The organism is Ruegeria arenilitoris, from assembly GCF_013030985.1.
Taxonomy (GTDB): domain Bacteria; phylum Pseudomonadota; class Alphaproteobacteria; order Rhodobacterales; family Rhodobacteraceae; genus Ruegeria; species Ruegeria arenilitoris_B.
This window is the reverse complement of the sequence record NZ_WPYP01000011.1, coordinates 96,752-112,329: the sequence shown is the minus strand read 5'-3', so window position 1 is coordinate 112,329 and position 15,578 is coordinate 96,752. Positions and strand designations below refer to the sequence as shown.

Annotated in this window: 14 protein-coding genes; 9 read left to right on the top strand and 5 right to left on the bottom strand. The window is 59.6% G+C overall.

The features are described from left to right. Positions 1 to 101: 101 nt before the first annotated feature. Together GOX88_RS19680 and GOX88_RS19675 are read right to left on the bottom strand one after the other, a co-directional pair. The gene (locus GOX88_RS19680) at positions 102 to 2,285 is read right to left on the bottom strand and encodes an esterase-like activity of phytase family protein (RefSeq protein WP_170405891.1); all 2,184 of its coding nucleotides are present in this window, start codon (positions 2,283 to 2,285) and stop codon (positions 102 to 104) included. A 133-nt stretch (positions 2,286 to 2,418) separates the two neighbouring features. Then, complete coding sequence (locus GOX88_RS19675; RefSeq protein WP_170405888.1) at positions 2,419 to 3,894, bottom strand: NAD-dependent succinate-semialdehyde dehydrogenase; 1,476 nt, start codon at positions 3,892 to 3,894, stop codon at positions 2,419 to 2,421. 272 nt (positions 3,895 to 4,166) lie between these two features. Here GOX88_RS19675 and GOX88_RS19670 point away from each other — a divergent pair, with 272 nt between their 5' ends. From GOX88_RS19670 to GOX88_RS19630, 9 genes are all read left to right on the top strand, one after another. After that, a complete protein-coding gene (locus GOX88_RS19670; protein ID WP_170405885.1) occupies positions 4,167 to 5,246 on the top strand; it encodes a hypothetical protein in 1,080 nt (359 codons plus the stop codon). Beyond that, the gene (locus GOX88_RS19665) at positions 5,236 to 5,550 is read left to right on the top strand and encodes a hypothetical protein (protein ID WP_170405883.1); all 315 of its coding nucleotides are present in this window, start codon (positions 5,236 to 5,238) and stop codon (positions 5,548 to 5,550) included. The genes GOX88_RS19670 and GOX88_RS19665 overlap by 11 nt, the downstream gene beginning before the upstream one ends. 223 nt (positions 5,551 to 5,773) lie before the next feature. After that, positions 5,774 to 6,898, top strand: a complete 1,125-nt coding sequence (locus GOX88_RS19660; protein WP_170405880.1) for a hypothetical protein — start codon at positions 5,774 to 5,776, stop codon at positions 6,896 to 6,898. A 56-nt stretch (positions 6,899 to 6,954) separates the two neighbouring features. After that, positions 6,955 to 8,883, top strand: a complete 1,929-nt coding sequence (locus GOX88_RS19655) for an AAA family ATPase (protein WP_170405878.1) — start codon at positions 6,955 to 6,957, stop codon at positions 8,881 to 8,883. A 1-nt stretch (position 8,884) separates the two neighbouring features. Then, complete coding sequence (locus GOX88_RS19650; RefSeq protein WP_170405876.1) at positions 8,885 to 9,334, top strand: hypothetical protein; 450 nt, start codon at positions 8,885 to 8,887, stop codon at positions 9,332 to 9,334. Further along, complete coding sequence (locus GOX88_RS19645; RefSeq protein WP_170405873.1) at positions 9,331 to 9,723, top strand: hypothetical protein; 393 nt, start codon at positions 9,331 to 9,333, stop codon at positions 9,721 to 9,723. The genes GOX88_RS19650 and GOX88_RS19645 overlap by 4 nt, the downstream gene beginning before the upstream one ends. Then, positions 9,720 to 11,057 (top strand): DUF6638 family protein, encoded by a 1,338-nt coding sequence (locus GOX88_RS19640; protein WP_170405870.1) that lies wholly within the window; start codon positions 9,720 to 9,722, stop codon positions 11,055 to 11,057. Before GOX88_RS19645 ends, GOX88_RS19640 begins: the two co-directional genes overlap by 4 nt. Further along, positions 11,058 to 11,324, top strand: coding sequence for a hypothetical protein (locus tag GOX88_RS19635; protein ID WP_170405867.1), 267 nt, complete (start codon positions 11,058 to 11,060; stop codon positions 11,322 to 11,324). Between the two features lie 11 nt (positions 11,325 to 11,335). After that, a complete protein-coding gene (locus tag GOX88_RS19630; protein WP_170405864.1) occupies positions 11,336 to 11,983 on the top strand; it encodes a DUF1523 family protein in 648 nt (215 codons plus the stop codon). A gap of 38 nt (positions 11,984 to 12,021) precedes the next feature. Here the strand turns inward: GOX88_RS19630 and GOX88_RS19625 are convergent, their stop codons facing one another. The 3 genes from GOX88_RS19625 to flgK are packed head-to-tail and all read right to left on the bottom strand — an operon-like array spanning position 12,022 to position 15,574. Further along, the gene (locus GOX88_RS19625) at positions 12,022 to 13,116 is read right to left on the bottom strand and encodes a flagellar basal body P-ring protein FlgI (RefSeq protein WP_170405861.1); all 1,095 of its coding nucleotides are present in this window, start codon (positions 13,114 to 13,116) and stop codon (positions 12,022 to 12,024) included. Further along, positions 13,113 to 14,120, bottom strand: coding sequence for a flagellin (locus tag GOX88_RS19620; RefSeq protein WP_170406027.1), 1,008 nt, complete (start codon positions 14,118 to 14,120; stop codon positions 13,113 to 13,115). Before GOX88_RS19620 ends, GOX88_RS19625 begins: the two co-directional genes overlap by 4 nt. A 2-nt stretch (positions 14,121 to 14,122) precedes the next feature. Beyond that, positions 14,123 to 15,574 (bottom strand): flagellar hook-associated protein FlgK, encoded by a 1,452-nt coding sequence (gene flgK / locus GOX88_RS19615; RefSeq protein WP_170405858.1) that lies wholly within the window; start codon positions 15,572 to 15,574, stop codon positions 14,123 to 14,125. Positions 15,575 to 15,578 lie beyond the last annotated feature (4 nt).

Below are 15,578 nucleotides of genomic sequence, written 5' to 3'. Positions count from 1 at the left end.
CCAACACCCTGAGGCTTCGGCAGGTGCCCCAGAGTGGTTTGACGTCAGGTTCAAGAAAGCCCCACTCGTAGCCGAGTGGGGCCTATCATTCAGGCAGCCAATCAGTTCCCAGCTGTCATCGACCCGATCGACCAGAACATCGTTTCGCCCGAAGCATCGTCGACGCCGTCATTGTCGGTCATCACGAACGCCTCACCCGAGGGCAGGATGGCCAGACCTTCGATCTTGTCCAGAACGTAACCGCCGGTCGAGGTCAGGTCGGGCAGCAGGTCGCGGACCTCTTGCTTGCTGACCACGGGTAGTTCACCACCCAGCGGGGCCGGAGTCATCTCGGACAGCGGGATGCGGTAGATCTTCTTGGTCACCGCGCGGTGGTCGTGTTGGTTGTCACGCTCAATGACATAGACAAAATCACCGAAGGCCACGATCTCCGACAGACCGACCCAGCCTTTTTCCGGGTCCGCCTTGGGATAGTGCACGGCGCCCCATTCCTTGGTGTCCAGATTGTAGGCGACCAGTTTCACGTGGTTCTCCGGGTCGTCTTTCCATTCGCGCTGAACGGCCATCCAAAGGGTGGCGCCAACCTTGGTGATGCCTTCGAACCCAAAGCGTTTTTCGACCGCCATCAGTTCCGGCGGCAGGCCGATCTCACCCTTGCGGTCCTTGATCTTGCCCTCGGCCGAGACGTGGTAGATCGCGTGCGGGATAACGCGGTCGGTACGACCTTCGGAGGCGACGTAGAAGCCACCCTTGCCGTCCAGCGTGATGCCTTCAAGGTCCAGCTTCTGCGCCGGGTTCCCGTCCTGACGGTGGATGCGGATCACGTCCACGATGCGGGCAGGCTGTTGGCTGGGATCGATCTTGAAGATCGAGGGCTGGAAGCCGTAGAAGCTGTCGTTGACCGCGTAGATCATGCCGTCCTCATCCGCGACCAGACCGGACAGAGCCCCCCATCCGATCAGCTCATCCGCGCCTTCCGAGGTCAGATGCGGGTAGGCGGCAAGGGCGTCCTGATATTCGAAGATCGACACATGCGCCCGCGGGCCGCCATCTCCGACCAGGTCTTTTTCGTTGGCCGAGATCAACAGGTTGCGGTCCGGGATTGCAACATAGCCTTCCGGGCCCACACCCGAGGGCAGCAGTTGCTTCAGAACCGGGTTCGCCGGATCAGTAGCGTCATAGACACCCACGACCGAGGCGCGCTCGGCACCCACAAAGATCATCGGTGTGCCGCCAAAGGTCGCTGCGGTCACGCTTTCGGGCTCAACGCCTTTACTGTCCGAGCGTTTGTCGGGGTAGTGCCCGATCTGAATGATGGCTTTCTCGAAATCGGTGCCGTTCTCGTAAACAACGGTGCCGTCCTTGTGGAAGATGGTCCAGCCGCGCGATCCGCCTTGGTAGTCGCCTTCGTTGGCGGTGGCGAAGTGGTTGTCGTCGATCCATTTCACCGCGTCCGGCTCGCGAAGACGGCCCGGTTGGCTTTCGGTGAAGATCAGCGCGCCGCGCTCGTCGGTGGCATCGATGCCTTCCAGATCCACCGCGCCCGCCGAGAAATGGGTGACCACGTTGCCGCCCTTGTCGACAACCGCGATGTGGTTGTTTTCCTGCAAGGTGACGACGGTCTCGCCCAGGCCGTTGATGTCAACGAATTCCGGCTCGGGGTCGGTCGGGGCAACGTCGGCCAGACCGGTCAGCGTGGCCATTTTCATGCCCGCACAGTCCAGCGCGCCATCTTTCAGCGGCACCAGAGCCAGCGACCCGGCGGGCAGTTGCGGGATGATGCCGTCGTTGAGGTCTTCGTCACGCTCGTTCTCGATGGCTACGGCAACAAAGCTGCTATCGGGGGCGATGGCGACACTGTCAGGCTGGCCGCCCAGATCACAGGCACCTGTTTCGGACTTGCCTGCGATATCGACCGAGATCAGCTTGCCCGAGGGGGCTGTATAGCTTTCGGACGTGTTCACACCCACAAAAGCCGTCGCGCCGACGATGCCCACGGATGTCGGCTCACCGCCCACGTCCATCGCGCCCAAAGGTGCCGGGTGCGCGGGGTTTGTGATGTCGACCATGCCGATCACGCCCAGCGGGCTGTCGGTATAGACCAGCGTCATGCCATCCGCAGTCGCCGCAATGATCTCGGGCGAGGTCTCACGGGTGGTATCGGCCCCCTCGGCCATATTCTTGACGACCGGGAAGGACGCAATTCGGTTGAAATTCATCTCTGCCATGGCCTGACCTGTGGTCAGGGCAAGGGCAGATGTCAGGCAGACAAGGCGCAGTGACATCAGTAGGTTTTCCCTCTTACTTGGATGCGAGAGGGATGACCGCCATTGATTGCGCTTTTGTGACGTTTTGGATTCAGTTTGATGACAAGGGTATGAGAAATGGCCATCGCCCATATGCGATGGCCTGATTTATTTAGACCGACATGCAGACGTATTTCATCTCAAGATAGTCCTCCATGCCGTGATGGCTGCCTTCGCGGCCCAGGCCGGATTGCTTGACGCCGCCGAACGGCCCAAGCTCGGTTGAGATGATGCCGGTGTTCACGCCGACGATGCCATATTCCAACGCTTCGGCCACTTTATACACGCGGCTCAGGTCCTTGGCATAGAAGTACGAGGCCAGACCGAAGATCGTGTCATTGGCCATGGCGATCACGTCATCCTCATCCTCGAACTTGAACAGCGGGGCCAGCGGGCCAAAGGTTTCGTCCTGCGCGACCATCATGTCCTGTGTCACACCGGTCACGATGGTCGGCTGGAAGAAGGTGCCGCCCAGATCATGGGGCAGTCCGCCGGTCAGAACCGAACCCCCTTTGTCGGTGACGTCCTTGATATGCTCTTCGACCTTGGCGACCGCATCGGCATTGATCAACGGACCGGTGGTGGTGCCAGAGGTCAGGCCGTCCCCGACTTTCAACGCGTCGACCGCAGCTTTCAGCTTGGCGGCGAATGCGTCATACACCCCGGCCTGAACATAGATGCGGTTGGCGCAGACGCAGGTCTGGCCATTGTTGCGGAACTTGCACAGCATCGCCCCTTCGACGGCGGCATCCAGATCGGCGTCGTCGAACACGATGAAGGGCGCGTTGCCACCCAGCTCCATCGAGCATTTCATCACCTGATCCGCGGCCTGCCGCAGCAGGATGCGCCCCACCTCGGTCGAGCCGGTAAAGGTCAGTTTCCGCACGCCGGGGTTTTCGCAGAACTCCTTGCCGACTTCGCTGGCGCGCGACGAGGGCACGACGTTGAACACACCCGCGGGCACACCGGCTTGCTCGGCCAGCAAGGCCAACACCAGTGCAGACAGAGGGGTCTCGGCCGCCGGGCGCGCGACAAAGGCACATCCCGCCGCCAAGGCAGGCCCGGCCTTGCGGGTGATCATCGCGTTGGGGAAGTTCCACGGCGTGATCGAGGCCGCCACCCCGATGGGCTGTTTCAAAACCATGATCCGCTTGTCGCGCTGATGGCCGGGGATGGTCTCGCCATAAACCCGCTTGGCCTCTTCGCCGAAGAACTCGATGAAGGACGCGCCATAGCCGATCTCGCCAACGGCTTCTGCCAGGGGCTTGCCTTGTTCCGCAGTCAGGATCTTGCCCAGATCCTCGGCGTTTTCCATCATCAGGTCGAACCAGCGCCGCAGGATCGCCGCGCGTTCCTTGCCGGTCAGTTTGGCCCATTCCTTTTGAGCGGCTTCAGCCTGAGCAATGGCCCCGGCCACCTGCGCGCGGCTGACATCGGCGACCTCGGCCACCACATCACCGCGGGCCGGGTTGGTCACCGCAAAGGTGCCATTGTCGCCATCCACCCACTGGCCGCCGATATAGGCTTTGGTCACCAGCAGATCGGGGTTCTTCAGGATCGATTTCAGGTCGGTTGTTGCGTCCAGCATGGGTCGGCCTCCGGCAGGAATTTAGTTCACGCGCACCCAATCAGGTGGGGTCTGGATTGTCTATGTCCACTGTGCCCTGCGGATCAATCCAGATTTGATCAAAAATCTGGCTTTGCAGATGTCCAACAGATCGCAAACGGCGGCATCATGGCGCTATCTTTTTCGTGATGAGTTTGCCAAAGTCTGGATGATTTTTGGACCCGAGGGGATGTAAATCATCGTAACATTCCCTATCTTATTGGGTAATTAAAGAAAAAAAGGGGATAGCAGAGATGTCGAACCATCAATTTGACGCCTTGATCGAAGAGACTCAGACCAAAGTGCGGGAAAGCCAGTCGCAGATCGAAAGCCTGACGTCGCGGATCGAAGCCGCGCGCGCCAAGATTGGCACCGCCGAGGCGGATATCGACATCGAAAATGCCACGCTTGAGGACGTGCACGCCCATACCGAGGTGATGAACGCCAACATCGCCGAGCTGATCATGGGGCTGGACGACGTCACCAACGCGTTTTCCAAGGATTTCGACGAGATGCGCTCGAAAACCGGGTGGGAGAGCTTTGTCGGCATCTTCTCACGCGGCAAATCGGAATCGATGCGGCAGGAGCGGATGCGCACCGCCAATATCGACGACAAGCTGCAGGACCTGATCGCAAAATCCGACGTGATCGTGAAACTGCTGGACGGGCAGTTGTCCGTACTGGAGGAACAACGCGTCAAGGTCGAGGACAACCTGACCGGCACACTGGATGACCGCGAGGCGACCGTGGCCGAGCTGGAATCGCTGCGCGCTGAAATTCAGGGCATGGACCCGACGATCATCACGCTGGAAAACAAGATCAGCGTCGAACAGGACGCCGCCGCGCGCACCCAGCTGGAAACCGAACTGGCCGAGTTGAACAAGCAGTACAACGCCAAGGTTCAGGAAGAGCAGGTCAAGCTGGCCAAATCCCAGACTCTGGAGCGTTACATCGAAAAGGGCAAAACCTGGGTCGATTCCCTACAGAACCAGGCGGCGACGCAGATGGTTCTGATCAACAAGTTGCAGACAGACACGCAGCAGCGTGTGGTGCTGTATGACGCCCTGACCAAATCGCTGAAAACCGCACAGCAGCAGGACGTGGCCCACCGCATCAACGAGATCGGCGTGCAGACCGACCAAGAGGCGCAAACCGCCATGGCTGCCATCGGCACCGCGACCAACCAGAAGATGGCCGACATGCTCGAGGCGCATGAGGACCACATGGTCTTTGCCCGCGACGTGCTGGAGAAAAAGGCCAAGGCAGATGAACGCTTTGCCCGCCGGTTCGCGTCGATTGTCGAGAAGCATGATAAAAATTTGTATGGTAGGTAAGGCGTTAAGAACTGGTCGTTCCAGTACCTTTGTGGTTTGGGGGCTTCTCGCATTCTTCGTGATGTCTAACATGCTGATCGGCGGGGTTGTGTTGGATCATCGAGAACTCGGTGCGGGCTACGAATTGCTCATTCGAGATCCGCAGGAGCATTGGGTTTCAGTGTCTATCTGGCAGTTCTGGCTGTACTTCCTAGCACGCTATGCTCTTTTCATCGTTGTCTTGTTTGGTTTGAGTTTCTGGATACTGGCTTGGGTCAAAAGGGAGATGTTCGATCAGAAAGAAATCAAACGGCAAGGTGAATAAATGAAGCGCGTTGCACAAAAAACGTTTTTGGCGAGTAGTTGGCTAATTCTGATTTGCGCGATGTTTCTAGGGCTGGACTTGGCAGGTCTTACTCCAAGTTCGGTTGCGTTCATCCCGATGTATTCTTTTTGGACAATTTTGGTTTGCACTTTGATCGGCGCAGTTGCTCGAATGTTTTCAGGATCGCCTCAAAAGTGGCACTCGACTAAGCAGCAATACGAAAATGACTAAAACCGACCCCACCCAAGACCATGTCGGCTTGACCGACACCTTCGCCTCGCGCCGTTATTTCCGCAAATTCGAGGTGATCACCGTCCACCTCCTGCGCGTGGCCGCTACGATGGAGGCCGAGGGTGCGATCAGCAAACAAGAGGTGCGGATCGTGTCGCGCTACCTCTCAGGATTACTCTACACCTTCCGTGCGCTGTCCATGAAATACCTGCTGGTCGGACGCGATACGGGACGGTTCTTTGGCAGCCTCGCCATGGATAAACGCGACAGCGGGTTTCCGGTGGCGGCCGAGTTGCTGACCATGGCCAATGACGCACAGCAAGCGCAGGTGCATCTGGCGAATATGCCATCCGAGGATGACCTGAAAACCGATATGGTGCGCACCATCATCGGGGATCAGGAAATCCCCACCAAACTGCAATTCGCGTTGTCGCAAAGGCTCTATTACGAGGAATTGCTGAAAGGTCAGCTGTTCTGGTCCCGCAACGACCCCGAGTGCCACTGGATCGGGAATGAGGGGGATCGGCGCAGGTTCATGATCCACTGGGCGGTCTATGACAGCCAGATCAACTTGCCGGTCATCTACCTGATGCAGTTGGAGGACAGCGGCAAGACGGCCCTGCCCAAGGATCAGCGCCGCTGGCCCGAAGTGCAGGCGCATCTGATGGCGCAGTCCTTAGGCGGGTTGAAGCTGGTGACCATTGCCAAAGGGTTCGATCAGGATTTCGACGACCTGCACCCCAAGCATCTGCGCCGTATCCATGTGGGGCCAATGTATTCCTCGGCCTATACCGAGCAATCCGGCCCCCTGCGGCAGGTGCTTGAGGACGCGCAGGCACCCGAAGGTCAGGATTGGGCGCTGGCCTGGACCACGGAAGAGCTGGAAAGCGAAGAGGTGATCGAAGAACGCGCCGGGTGGTTCTCGACCGTCGAACGCGAGGTCTTCGCTTTGGATCCGTTCGGCGGACAGGGGGCCGAGACCGGGGCGACGCGCACCCAGCGGTCGATCATCCTGCCCCAGCGCCCGTTTCAGGTGCTGGCCGAACGCAACCCGCCGGGTTTCGCCGATGTACGCAAGTTCGTGGTCAGCAAGACCGGACAGGTGTTGAGGTATTGAGGTTTTCGCCTTCGGCGAGAGTATGTTCGAAAAGATGAAGCAAGGACTGTTTTGAAATGAGTTTGACGTCAGATCAGATGGAATTGCGCGAAGACGATATTCGCAAACACTATCCGGCTGCGACCGCCTTGCTGAACGGGTTCGAGCACGCGCCGCGTATTGCCAAACCCGTTGAGGCCGCTGTTGAACGGTCTCCGGGCGTGTCGACCGGGCGACGGTTCCGATCTACGACTCCGGGGCTGGTCACACGTCGTACCGTGCGCGCGGACGGCGTGCATCTGGTCGAGCGCATCGAGACGTCGGACGATGGGGACGCGCTGGTGTCTCCGCCCCAGGCGACCACACAACAGGCGATCCGGCGCGCTATCGCCGTCGCTCTGGCCGTGGCTGAGGCCTATGCGGAACAGACCCCGCTGGCCGATCTGAAACGCGCCAATCTGGCCGGGGACCTGCCCGCTGCGCGCAAGACCGAATTCTCGGAACTGCTGACAGCCGAGGCGCTGATCACGCTACACACCTTCGGCAATGCGCTGGCTTATCTGATGTCCTCGCACCTGGGCGAGACCACTGCCGATATCGGTGAGATCGAAGAGGTTCTGACTGACAATGGTCAACTCGCCCTGCACGGCGCGTTGTGGGAGCTGGACCAGACGCTGGCCAAACACGCCCCCGACGACGCGCATCTGATCGCGGCCACCAGCGCCTATGCCGAGCAACTGATGGAGAAGGCCGCACTGCGTGCCCAATCCGCAGGCCATCTGGCCCCGTTCCAGAACGCCGCCTGGCATATCGAGGCGGATGACCTGACGATCCGGGGGTTCGAACCGGCCTCCAAGGCCAAATCCACAACCCTGACCATGACGTTCAAGAAACCGAACGAGGTGGTCGGCAACCATATCGCCAAGTATCAGGCCATGAAGCTGGCCAAAATGGTGATGGCCTATGATTTCGACCGCCGCCTGAACCCGTTTGCCGAACTGGGTGGGTTCATCTTTACCTTCATGGGCGACGGCAAACCGGGCACCGGCAAGACCACCCTGATCCAGATGATGGCCGGGCTGATCAACGACTATTGCCAGAACGCGGGCTATCCGTTCCGCTATCAGAACCTGAGCACCGATAATATCGACAGCTATCAGGGTAAATCCGGCCAAAACGCCAAAGCGTTTATCAACACGATCATCGACCCCTCGGTCATTGGTTTCGGCACCATCGATGATATCGACCAACTGGCAGGCAAACGCGGCGACCGGCAGTCCAGCGCCGGGCAGTTGGAAATCACGGCTGTGCTGATGGAGAGCTTTGCGGGTGCCAACACCGTCGTGCGTGGCAACTGCACCTTTGGCATGTTCTCGAACTACCCCGAGAATGTGGACGACGCCCTGCGCCAGCGCGCCGGCGCTCGGTTTCTGGTGGACGGGCCGCAAACGCGTGAGGATTACATCGACATCCTGCATCTGCTGATGGGCCGCAACCACGACATCCCTCTGGGCGAGCACGACGCCTATGCCGCGCAGGAAATCAAAAAGGCCGTCGCCGCCAGTTTCGAAAGTCATTCCCGCCCGCACGAGGACGCCTTGCTGCAGGTCTATGACCGGGTTTCCGGCGATATCGGCCAGATGGACACGATCGCCAAGCTGGGTACCTACCTCAAGGCGATCCAGCAGGCGGATGAGCGTTTCACCGGTCGCGCGATCAAGAACATCACCGACGCGGTCAAGGTCCGCGCGATGGATTTCGAACTGCCCGACGAATGGATGGAAACCCCCGACCTGTTCCTGTTCTGCGACTACGACACCAAGAAGGCCATGATCGAGGACCTGCGCCAGCCGATCACGGTTGAGATGGTGATACAGGAGATCAACCGCTACGCAGACAGCGAGTTCCGCTATGCCGACAAGAGCGACGAGGTCGCCATCGAAAACGCCGTCCGCGAGATGGGCCGGATGGAAGAGGCTAAGCGTCGGTATCTGGAGGGGAACTGAAATGAATGATCTTCTGCCGCTCGTTACGTATTACTCCTTAAGCGTCGCGATTTCGGCGGTTGTGGGTTGGCACGCCGGAAAACTTCGTTTGAAGAGAGACGAACACACCGGAATGGGAGCGGTACTCGTAAGTTTGTTTCTTGTATTCGTTGTCGTGCCAATTGGACCGGCCATTATTTCGTCAATACTATCGGAAGGGTTCGGTAGTGTTCCGTCTCTATTGAGTTTGTGGGGCTGGGCGTTACTTATTTCTACCGGTTCTGAAGGAGGGGCTGAGTTCCTACTGCTCCTCGTAGTTTCGAGCGTTGCGGTCTGCCTATTGAACCACGCTCTAGGGCGTCGCGCAGCCGTTGAAGACGTTGTTTCGCGGCGAGAACTGCAAAGTCGAATAAGTGCTCAGAAAAGCCGGATGGAAGAGGCCAAGCGGCGGTATTTGGAGGGGAAAGGGTGAGTCAAATCAGCGCCTTACCTCTTGTGGCATTGCTTTTAGCCCTACCAGCTGTTTTGGGCTTGGTGGTTGTCTACTTTGTTGCGCGTACAAAATTCGAGCATCATAAGGCGCAGGAACGTCGCTATGAGGGTTTTGAACTAGGGCCGATCGCAGGATGGTCTCTATTATTAAATATGACTATCGTGCCGATGCTAATGACATCTCTGACATGGCTTCTGATCGCCTCAGAGGACTTTGAAGTCGTGTCCGCGTGGTGGTGGTGGTTCGTTGGCGCAATCGTGCTTACGCTTCCTTGGTTGGTATTCTCGGGCGTAGTATTCGCCTACTTCAAAAGAAAATTGTATGAAGTTGAGTGCGCCAGTCTTGAGGCGAATGGGAGCGAAGTATGATCCGCCTCATCAAAAAAGGCCTGATGTTTGGCAACCTCGTCCACATCTCCAGCCCGGCCTTAGTCGAGCGGTATAACCGCGCGCTGCAGCATCTGGCGGGCAAAACCACTCAGCTTTCGGATTTCCATGTCGATATCTCGGGTTATTCGCCCGAGGTGGGGATTGAGTTGGACGATCCGCTCTACCTTAACCCCAACGGGGTTAACCGGCAGTTCATCCTGCTGACGACCGAGCAGAAACGCGCGCCTTTGCTGAACGTCAAATTCTCGACCTCGCGCGATATCCTGCGCGAATTCATCGAAATGAACGAGGCGCAGCTGTTTGCCCTGACCGCCACCGATGCGGTGGCCGGAGAGCTGGTGAACTCGGTCTTCAAACTCACCACGCCACGCGACCTGCTGAACCTGCGCAAGATCGAGATCGAGGCCGACACGGTTGGCGGCACCCTGCGCAAAGCCGAGCAATTGGCGGGCATGGTCGAACGGTTCAAAACCAAAGAGGACGCCTGGTTCGACGATGTGCTGATTGCGAAAATGATCGAGACGGCCAGGGAAACCGGCGACGTCACCCGCAACCCCGTCCATCTGCGCCACACGGCGTTTGAGCAGCGCAACTTCTGGACGGCGCATTTCGGCGGGCTTTACCTGTTCCCCGATCTGGATGATCCGGCTGCAATTTGCATGGGAGAACGGCCCGATGACATGCCGATCGAGAACGTATTCGATCCCACGCAACGGCACCGGATTGCGGCATTTCTGAACGACAACGATCTGGTCGAAACGATCATCGAGGCGCGCGGCGTGAACTCGGCCGCCGTTCTGCAGCAGAAGATGGATTTTCTGACCGTCCACGCCGCAGCCGACGCGGGCGTGGACCTGACCGGGCTGGACCGCAGCGACATGCGCCGTTTGGCCCGGAACCACGCCGACCGTCTGCCCAATGCGTTTCACGGTCTTGCCCAATTGCTGCGCTGGGCCAGCGATGGCGGACCGTGGCCGCGCATCACCTCGGACCATCCGGCCTATTTCTATACGCTGCGCGCGGCGGATACGCCCAACCGCGATCTGGTGAACATGCTTCTGGCGGAACTGGCCCCACTGGATCCGCGCCAGATGTTCATCTGCCATAAGGAGTTGTTCTATAGCACCTATTCCACCTGGCCCGAGTCCAAGAAAGCCTATGTTGCCGACTTCCTCGCGCGCGAGTATCAGGTGGACAAGGCAGGCGCCCGCGCCGCGCTGTTCGGCCATGAACCGGACATGAGCGGCAATGACCGGGCCAGCGATGACATCATCGCGCGTGTCGGGCCATGGGGTGCCGTTGGGAGGAACTGAATGATCGTTGCAATCCGCTTTCTGATTCCGCTGCTGATCATTCTCACGGTGATCTATGTCGGGCTGTCGATCTATTCCCGTCTGGTTCGGCGGCGCAAGCTGATCGCGCATTGGGAGAAGAAGGGGCTGACCGGCGATCGCGATGCCTTTGTCGCGCGGGGGTTGAAGAAATACGACAACTCCTTTCGCAGGAAACTGTTGCTGGGCGTCTATGTCGTTCCGCTTGGGGCAATTGCCCTGCTGATCTATATTACGAATTTTATGTGAGGGCCGGATAGATGGTCTATGTCAAATGGGCGTTCATCATAGTTTTCTGGGGCTTGGTCGCCGCAGTGCTGGAATACACCCTGCCGCAGCAGGATGTGGTGCGGATCGTCAAAACCGAGGTGAGGCGCGTCGATTTCGGTGAGAATTCGATTTTCTGGGCGCAGCAGGACACCGGCCAGGAAGGGGCCCAAACCACCAACCGCGATGTGCGTTTTGTCGAAACCTTCCGCCCCAACGGTAAGCCGCGCGTTTATCGGAACGAGGATACCGGCTGGGGCTGGCCGCCCTATTTCAAGCTCGACAGCTCGAACCTGCAGGCGGAACTGACCAATCTTGTGTCGACGGCCGCAGACCCGCAATGGGTGGTGATACGCCACTATGGCTGGCGCAACCAGCTCATGTCGATTTTCCCCAACGTGGTGTCGGTGCGCCCGGTGGACAGCCCCGATGTCCGGCTGATCCCGTGGTTCAACATCATCTTCCTGACGGTGTTCTTTGCCATCATCTGGGCGATCTGGGTGCGCTGGCGCAGGTTCCGGCAACGCCGCATCGACCCGATGCTGGAAAATGTCGAAGACGGCTTTTATGCAGCAGGCGACGCGATTGAAGAGAAACGCAACGGTTTTCGCCGATGGCTGGACAGTTGGAAATCAAAGTGAGGGCGCGGGTCGTTTGACCCATGCCCCCGCGGCTTCCGTTATCTGACCACGAACTCGGCATGCAGCGCCCCGGCGGCCTTGATCGTTTTCAAAATGTCGATCATGTCGCGGGGCGACACCCCAAGCGCGTTCAGGCCTGCCACAACCTCGGACAGGGTGGTGGCTTCGGGGATTTCGGCCAGTCCGGTGCCTTCTTCCTCTTCGATCCCGGCGAATGTGCGGGGGACCACAACCGTTTCGCCGCGGGCAAACGGGTTGGGCTGGACGGCGATTGGCGATTCCTCGACCGTCAGGGTCAGATTGCCCTGTGATACCGCCACGCGCGAGATGCGGACCTCTTGACCCATGACGATGGTGCCCGAACGCTGATCAACGACCACGCGGGCCTTGGTTTCCGGCTCGACCAGGATGTTTTCGATCCGACCCAATGCGTGCGCCGTCGAAATCGCCTGCGTTGCAGCGATGTTCAGTTCCACCGTGCCGGAGTCGCGCATGATCGCCACCGCCCGGTTGAATTCGGTGTTGATCGCAACCTCAATGCGGCTGGCGGTGGTGAAATCCGGCTCGCGCAGGGCGAGGCGCATTTGCGTCAGTGTCGAGAGGTCAAAGTCGATCTCTCGCTCCACCCGCGCACCGGACGGGATCACGCCAGAGGTCGGAACCCCCTGCACGACCGAGGCGGCCTCGCCCTCGGCCACGGCGCCACCGGCCAGAACCGAGCCTTGCGCTACGGCGTAAATCTGCCCGTCAGCCGCGTTCAGCGGTGTCATGACCAGCGTCCCGCCCAACAGGCTTTTGGAATCACCAATGGCCGACACCGTCACGTCGATCTGCCCGCCGACCCGGGCAAATGGCGGCAGGCTGGCGGTCACCAACACGGCCGCAACGTTCTTGGGGCGAAAATCCTCGCCGTTCACATTGACGCCAAGCCTTTCGAGGATGTTCGACATGATCTCTTCGGTGAAGGGCGAGTTGCGCAACCCGTCGCCGGTGCCGTTCAACCCCACAACCAGACCATAGCCCACCAGATCATTGCCTCGCACCCCGTCGAAATCCACAAGGTCTTTCAGGCGGATCGCACCAGCAGTGGCGATTCCGGGCAGCAGCATCAACAGGAAAACAATGAGTTTCATCTCAGGAAATTCACCAGCGAAAGGTTTGCGTTGCGAACGGTGACGGAATAGAGGCTTTCCAACTGGAACTGCACGGTTTGCAGCTGCGCCGCGGTTTCGTAGGGGTCCGCCGCGATCAGCTTGTTCCGGCTGTATTCCAGGCTGGTTTGCGCCGCACTGTTGCGCGTTGCGGCCTGTTCGATCCGCGCCTCGGCCGATCCCACCTGCGCGCGCAGATTGACGATATCATTCTGGGTATTGGCCAGATCGACGCCCAATTGCGTGAACAACGCCGTGCGCTGATCACGCGGCAGGTTCAGCGCGTCGTCAGACACCAGCGCCGCAACGGCAATATCGCGCAACGCATCCTTGATCGCAGGGTCGGTTGCCGTGATGGGGATACGGACACTTTCATTCTCGGAGATCTGCATCGCCGCCAAGGCGGTGTCCGATCCCTGATAGATCACCGCGTCAAACCCGGCGGGGTCGTTGAACCAATCCTCCGCCGCCTGCCGGATATCCGACGCAGTGACGTGTCCGGTCAGCTCTGCCTCCAGTGCAGTCAGCAACGTGTCGGTTGAGGGCAGCGGCGAAACATCCGTTGCGATGCCGGAATACAGGCTGCGCCCGCCGGCCCGCGTGTTCAGCGCCGAAATGAGCGTATCCAGTTCGTTGCGCGCCTGCACGGACGCATTTTCATGGCTGACCGCCTGGTTCGACGTGCCAAAAGACAGCAGGGATGCGGTGAACTCGCTGACAGATCCGTCAATTGTCGTCAGGCTCAGTTGCATGGCGTCGGTGAACAGCCCGGCCTCGGCCGTCGAGACCCGATAGGCGTCCAGCCGCGACAGGCTGCGATCCAGATCCAGCAGGTGTGAGTAATCTCCGTCGAGACGTCCGGACACGTCCTGAACCTTGCCGGTGGACATCTCATAGGACAGGGTTTCGATCTGGGTTTTCAGTTCGGCTGAGCGGGTCTTCAATGTCATGCCCCGCGCCAGATCACCGATAGACGTCAAATTCATCATCACAACCTCAACAGTGTGTTCATCAGTTCATCCACCACCGAGATGACTCGGGCATTGGCGGCATAGGCCTGCTCGATCTCCATCAGGCGCTGCAGTTCCTGATCCGTATCGACGCCATCCTCGGCCTCAATCCGGGCCATTTCCAGTTGGGCGCTGTTGGCGAAGGTCAGGCGCTGGCCGGCGGTGTGGGCGTTTGCCCCAGCTTTGGACGAAAGCGCCTCGGTCAGGTCAGAGGCGCGCATGGCACCGGTGCCGAAAGGCGATCCCGCAACCGGGCGTGCGTCGCTGAGAATGGCGCCAAAGGCCTGCAGCTGTGTAGCATCACCCGGATCGCCGGGGGCCGCCGCGCCCAGCCCGTCACGCAGCCGCCAGCTGTCGCCGCCATTGTCGGGATCGACAATCGTGTTCAGGCTAAGGCGCGAAGCCAGCCCCGCCGGGGCCGCCACGTCGAACCGGTTACCGGCGTCGGTGAACAGGCCCGCGTCGGTAGGCAGCGCGGTGGGGTCCAGACCGGGGGTTTCGAACCGTTCGATCAGGTCCCGGGCGACCGAGTCCAGATGAGCTTGCGCTTCAACCGCCAGCTCATCGCGAATCTGAAACTGTGCCATCAGCGCGCCGCCACGTATTTGGGCAGTGTCGCCACTGGTGCGCACCGGATTTCCGTTCATCTCCAACCCCGACAGCAGGCCGTTTCCGACCGTCATATGAGGCTTGGTGTCGCCGGTGGTGGTAAAGGAAAACTGCGCTGCAGTGCCTTCCAGCAGGATCAAGCCGCCATCGGAATACAGCGAGACCTGATCGTTCGCCCGTGGCACCGCGTTGACAGGCACCAATTCATTGACCTGATCGATCAGAACCTGCCGTTGGTCCAGCAAGGCCCCGATGTCACCGCCCGAATGTTTGACCGAGGGAATTCTGGCGTTCAGCTTCTCGATATCCTTGAGGGTCTGGTTCAGGCTGTCCACCTGCTTGCCAATGGTACGGTCCGCGTCCGAGCGTAGCTGCCGCACGCCTTCGGAGGCGGAATTGATCCTGCTGGCCAGATCGCGCCCGGTGCGGGCGACCTGATCCAACCGTTCGGACGAGTCCGGCAGGCTGGCCGCCGTGATAAGGCTGCTGTCGAAATCCGCCAACCGGGCGGAAAGCGATGACAGATCATCAGCCACGCCAATGAAACCTTCGATGCTGGTGTGAAAGTTCGACACGGCGGTTTGGAAGGCCAGATCCGCGTCGGTGGCGCGGCGATTGGCGGTCAGAACCGGATCCTGGTTGCGCACCACGCCAACCGGTCGCACCCCGTGACCCGATATCGCGTTTGTCGTCAGCTCCAGCGACCGGCGGGCAAAGCCGGGGGTTAGCGCATTGGCGATATTGTCCGATACAACCGACGTGCCTCGGCCCGCGGCTGTCAGACCGCTTACTGCGTTGTTGAATGCCGTCGTCATATTCATCGGA

Coding starts and splice junctions, on each gene's coding strand:
- GOX88_RS19680 (WP_170405891.1), bottom strand. CDS start 2,285: ATGTCACTGCGCCTTGTCTGCCTGACATCTGCCCTTGCCCTGACCACA.
- GOX88_RS19675 (WP_170405888.1), bottom strand. CDS start 3,894: ATGCTGGACGCAACAACCGACCTGAAATCGATCCTGAAGAACCCCGAT.
- GOX88_RS19670 (WP_170405885.1), top strand. CDS start 4,167: ATGTCGAACCATCAATTTGACGCCTTGATCGAAGAGACTCAGACCAAA.
- GOX88_RS19665 (WP_170405883.1), top strand. CDS start 5,236: ATGGTAGGTAAGGCGTTAAGAACTGGTCGTTCCAGTACCTTTGTGGTT.
- GOX88_RS19660 (WP_170405880.1), top strand. CDS start 5,774: ATGACTAAAACCGACCCCACCCAAGACCATGTCGGCTTGACCGACACC.
- GOX88_RS19655 (WP_170405878.1), top strand. CDS start 6,955: ATGAGTTTGACGTCAGATCAGATGGAATTGCGCGAAGACGATATTCGC.
- GOX88_RS19650 (WP_170405876.1), top strand. CDS start 8,885: ATGAATGATCTTCTGCCGCTCGTTACGTATTACTCCTTAAGCGTCGCG.
- GOX88_RS19640 (WP_170405870.1), top strand. CDS start 9,720: ATGATCCGCCTCATCAAAAAAGGCCTGATGTTTGGCAACCTCGTCCAC.
- GOX88_RS19635 (WP_170405867.1), top strand. CDS start 11,058: ATGATCGTTGCAATCCGCTTTCTGATTCCGCTGCTGATCATTCTCACG.
- GOX88_RS19630 (WP_170405864.1), top strand. CDS start 11,336: ATGGTCTATGTCAAATGGGCGTTCATCATAGTTTTCTGGGGCTTGGTC.
- GOX88_RS19625 (WP_170405861.1), bottom strand. CDS start 13,116: ATGAAACTCATTGTTTTCCTGTTGATGCTGCTGCCCGGAATCGCCACT.
- GOX88_RS19620 (WP_170406027.1), bottom strand. CDS start 14,120: ATGAATTTGACGTCTATCGGTGATCTGGCGCGGGGCATGACATTGAAG.
- flgK (WP_170405858.1), bottom strand. CDS start 15,574: ATGAATATGACGACGGCATTCAACAACGCAGTAAGCGGTCTGACAGCC.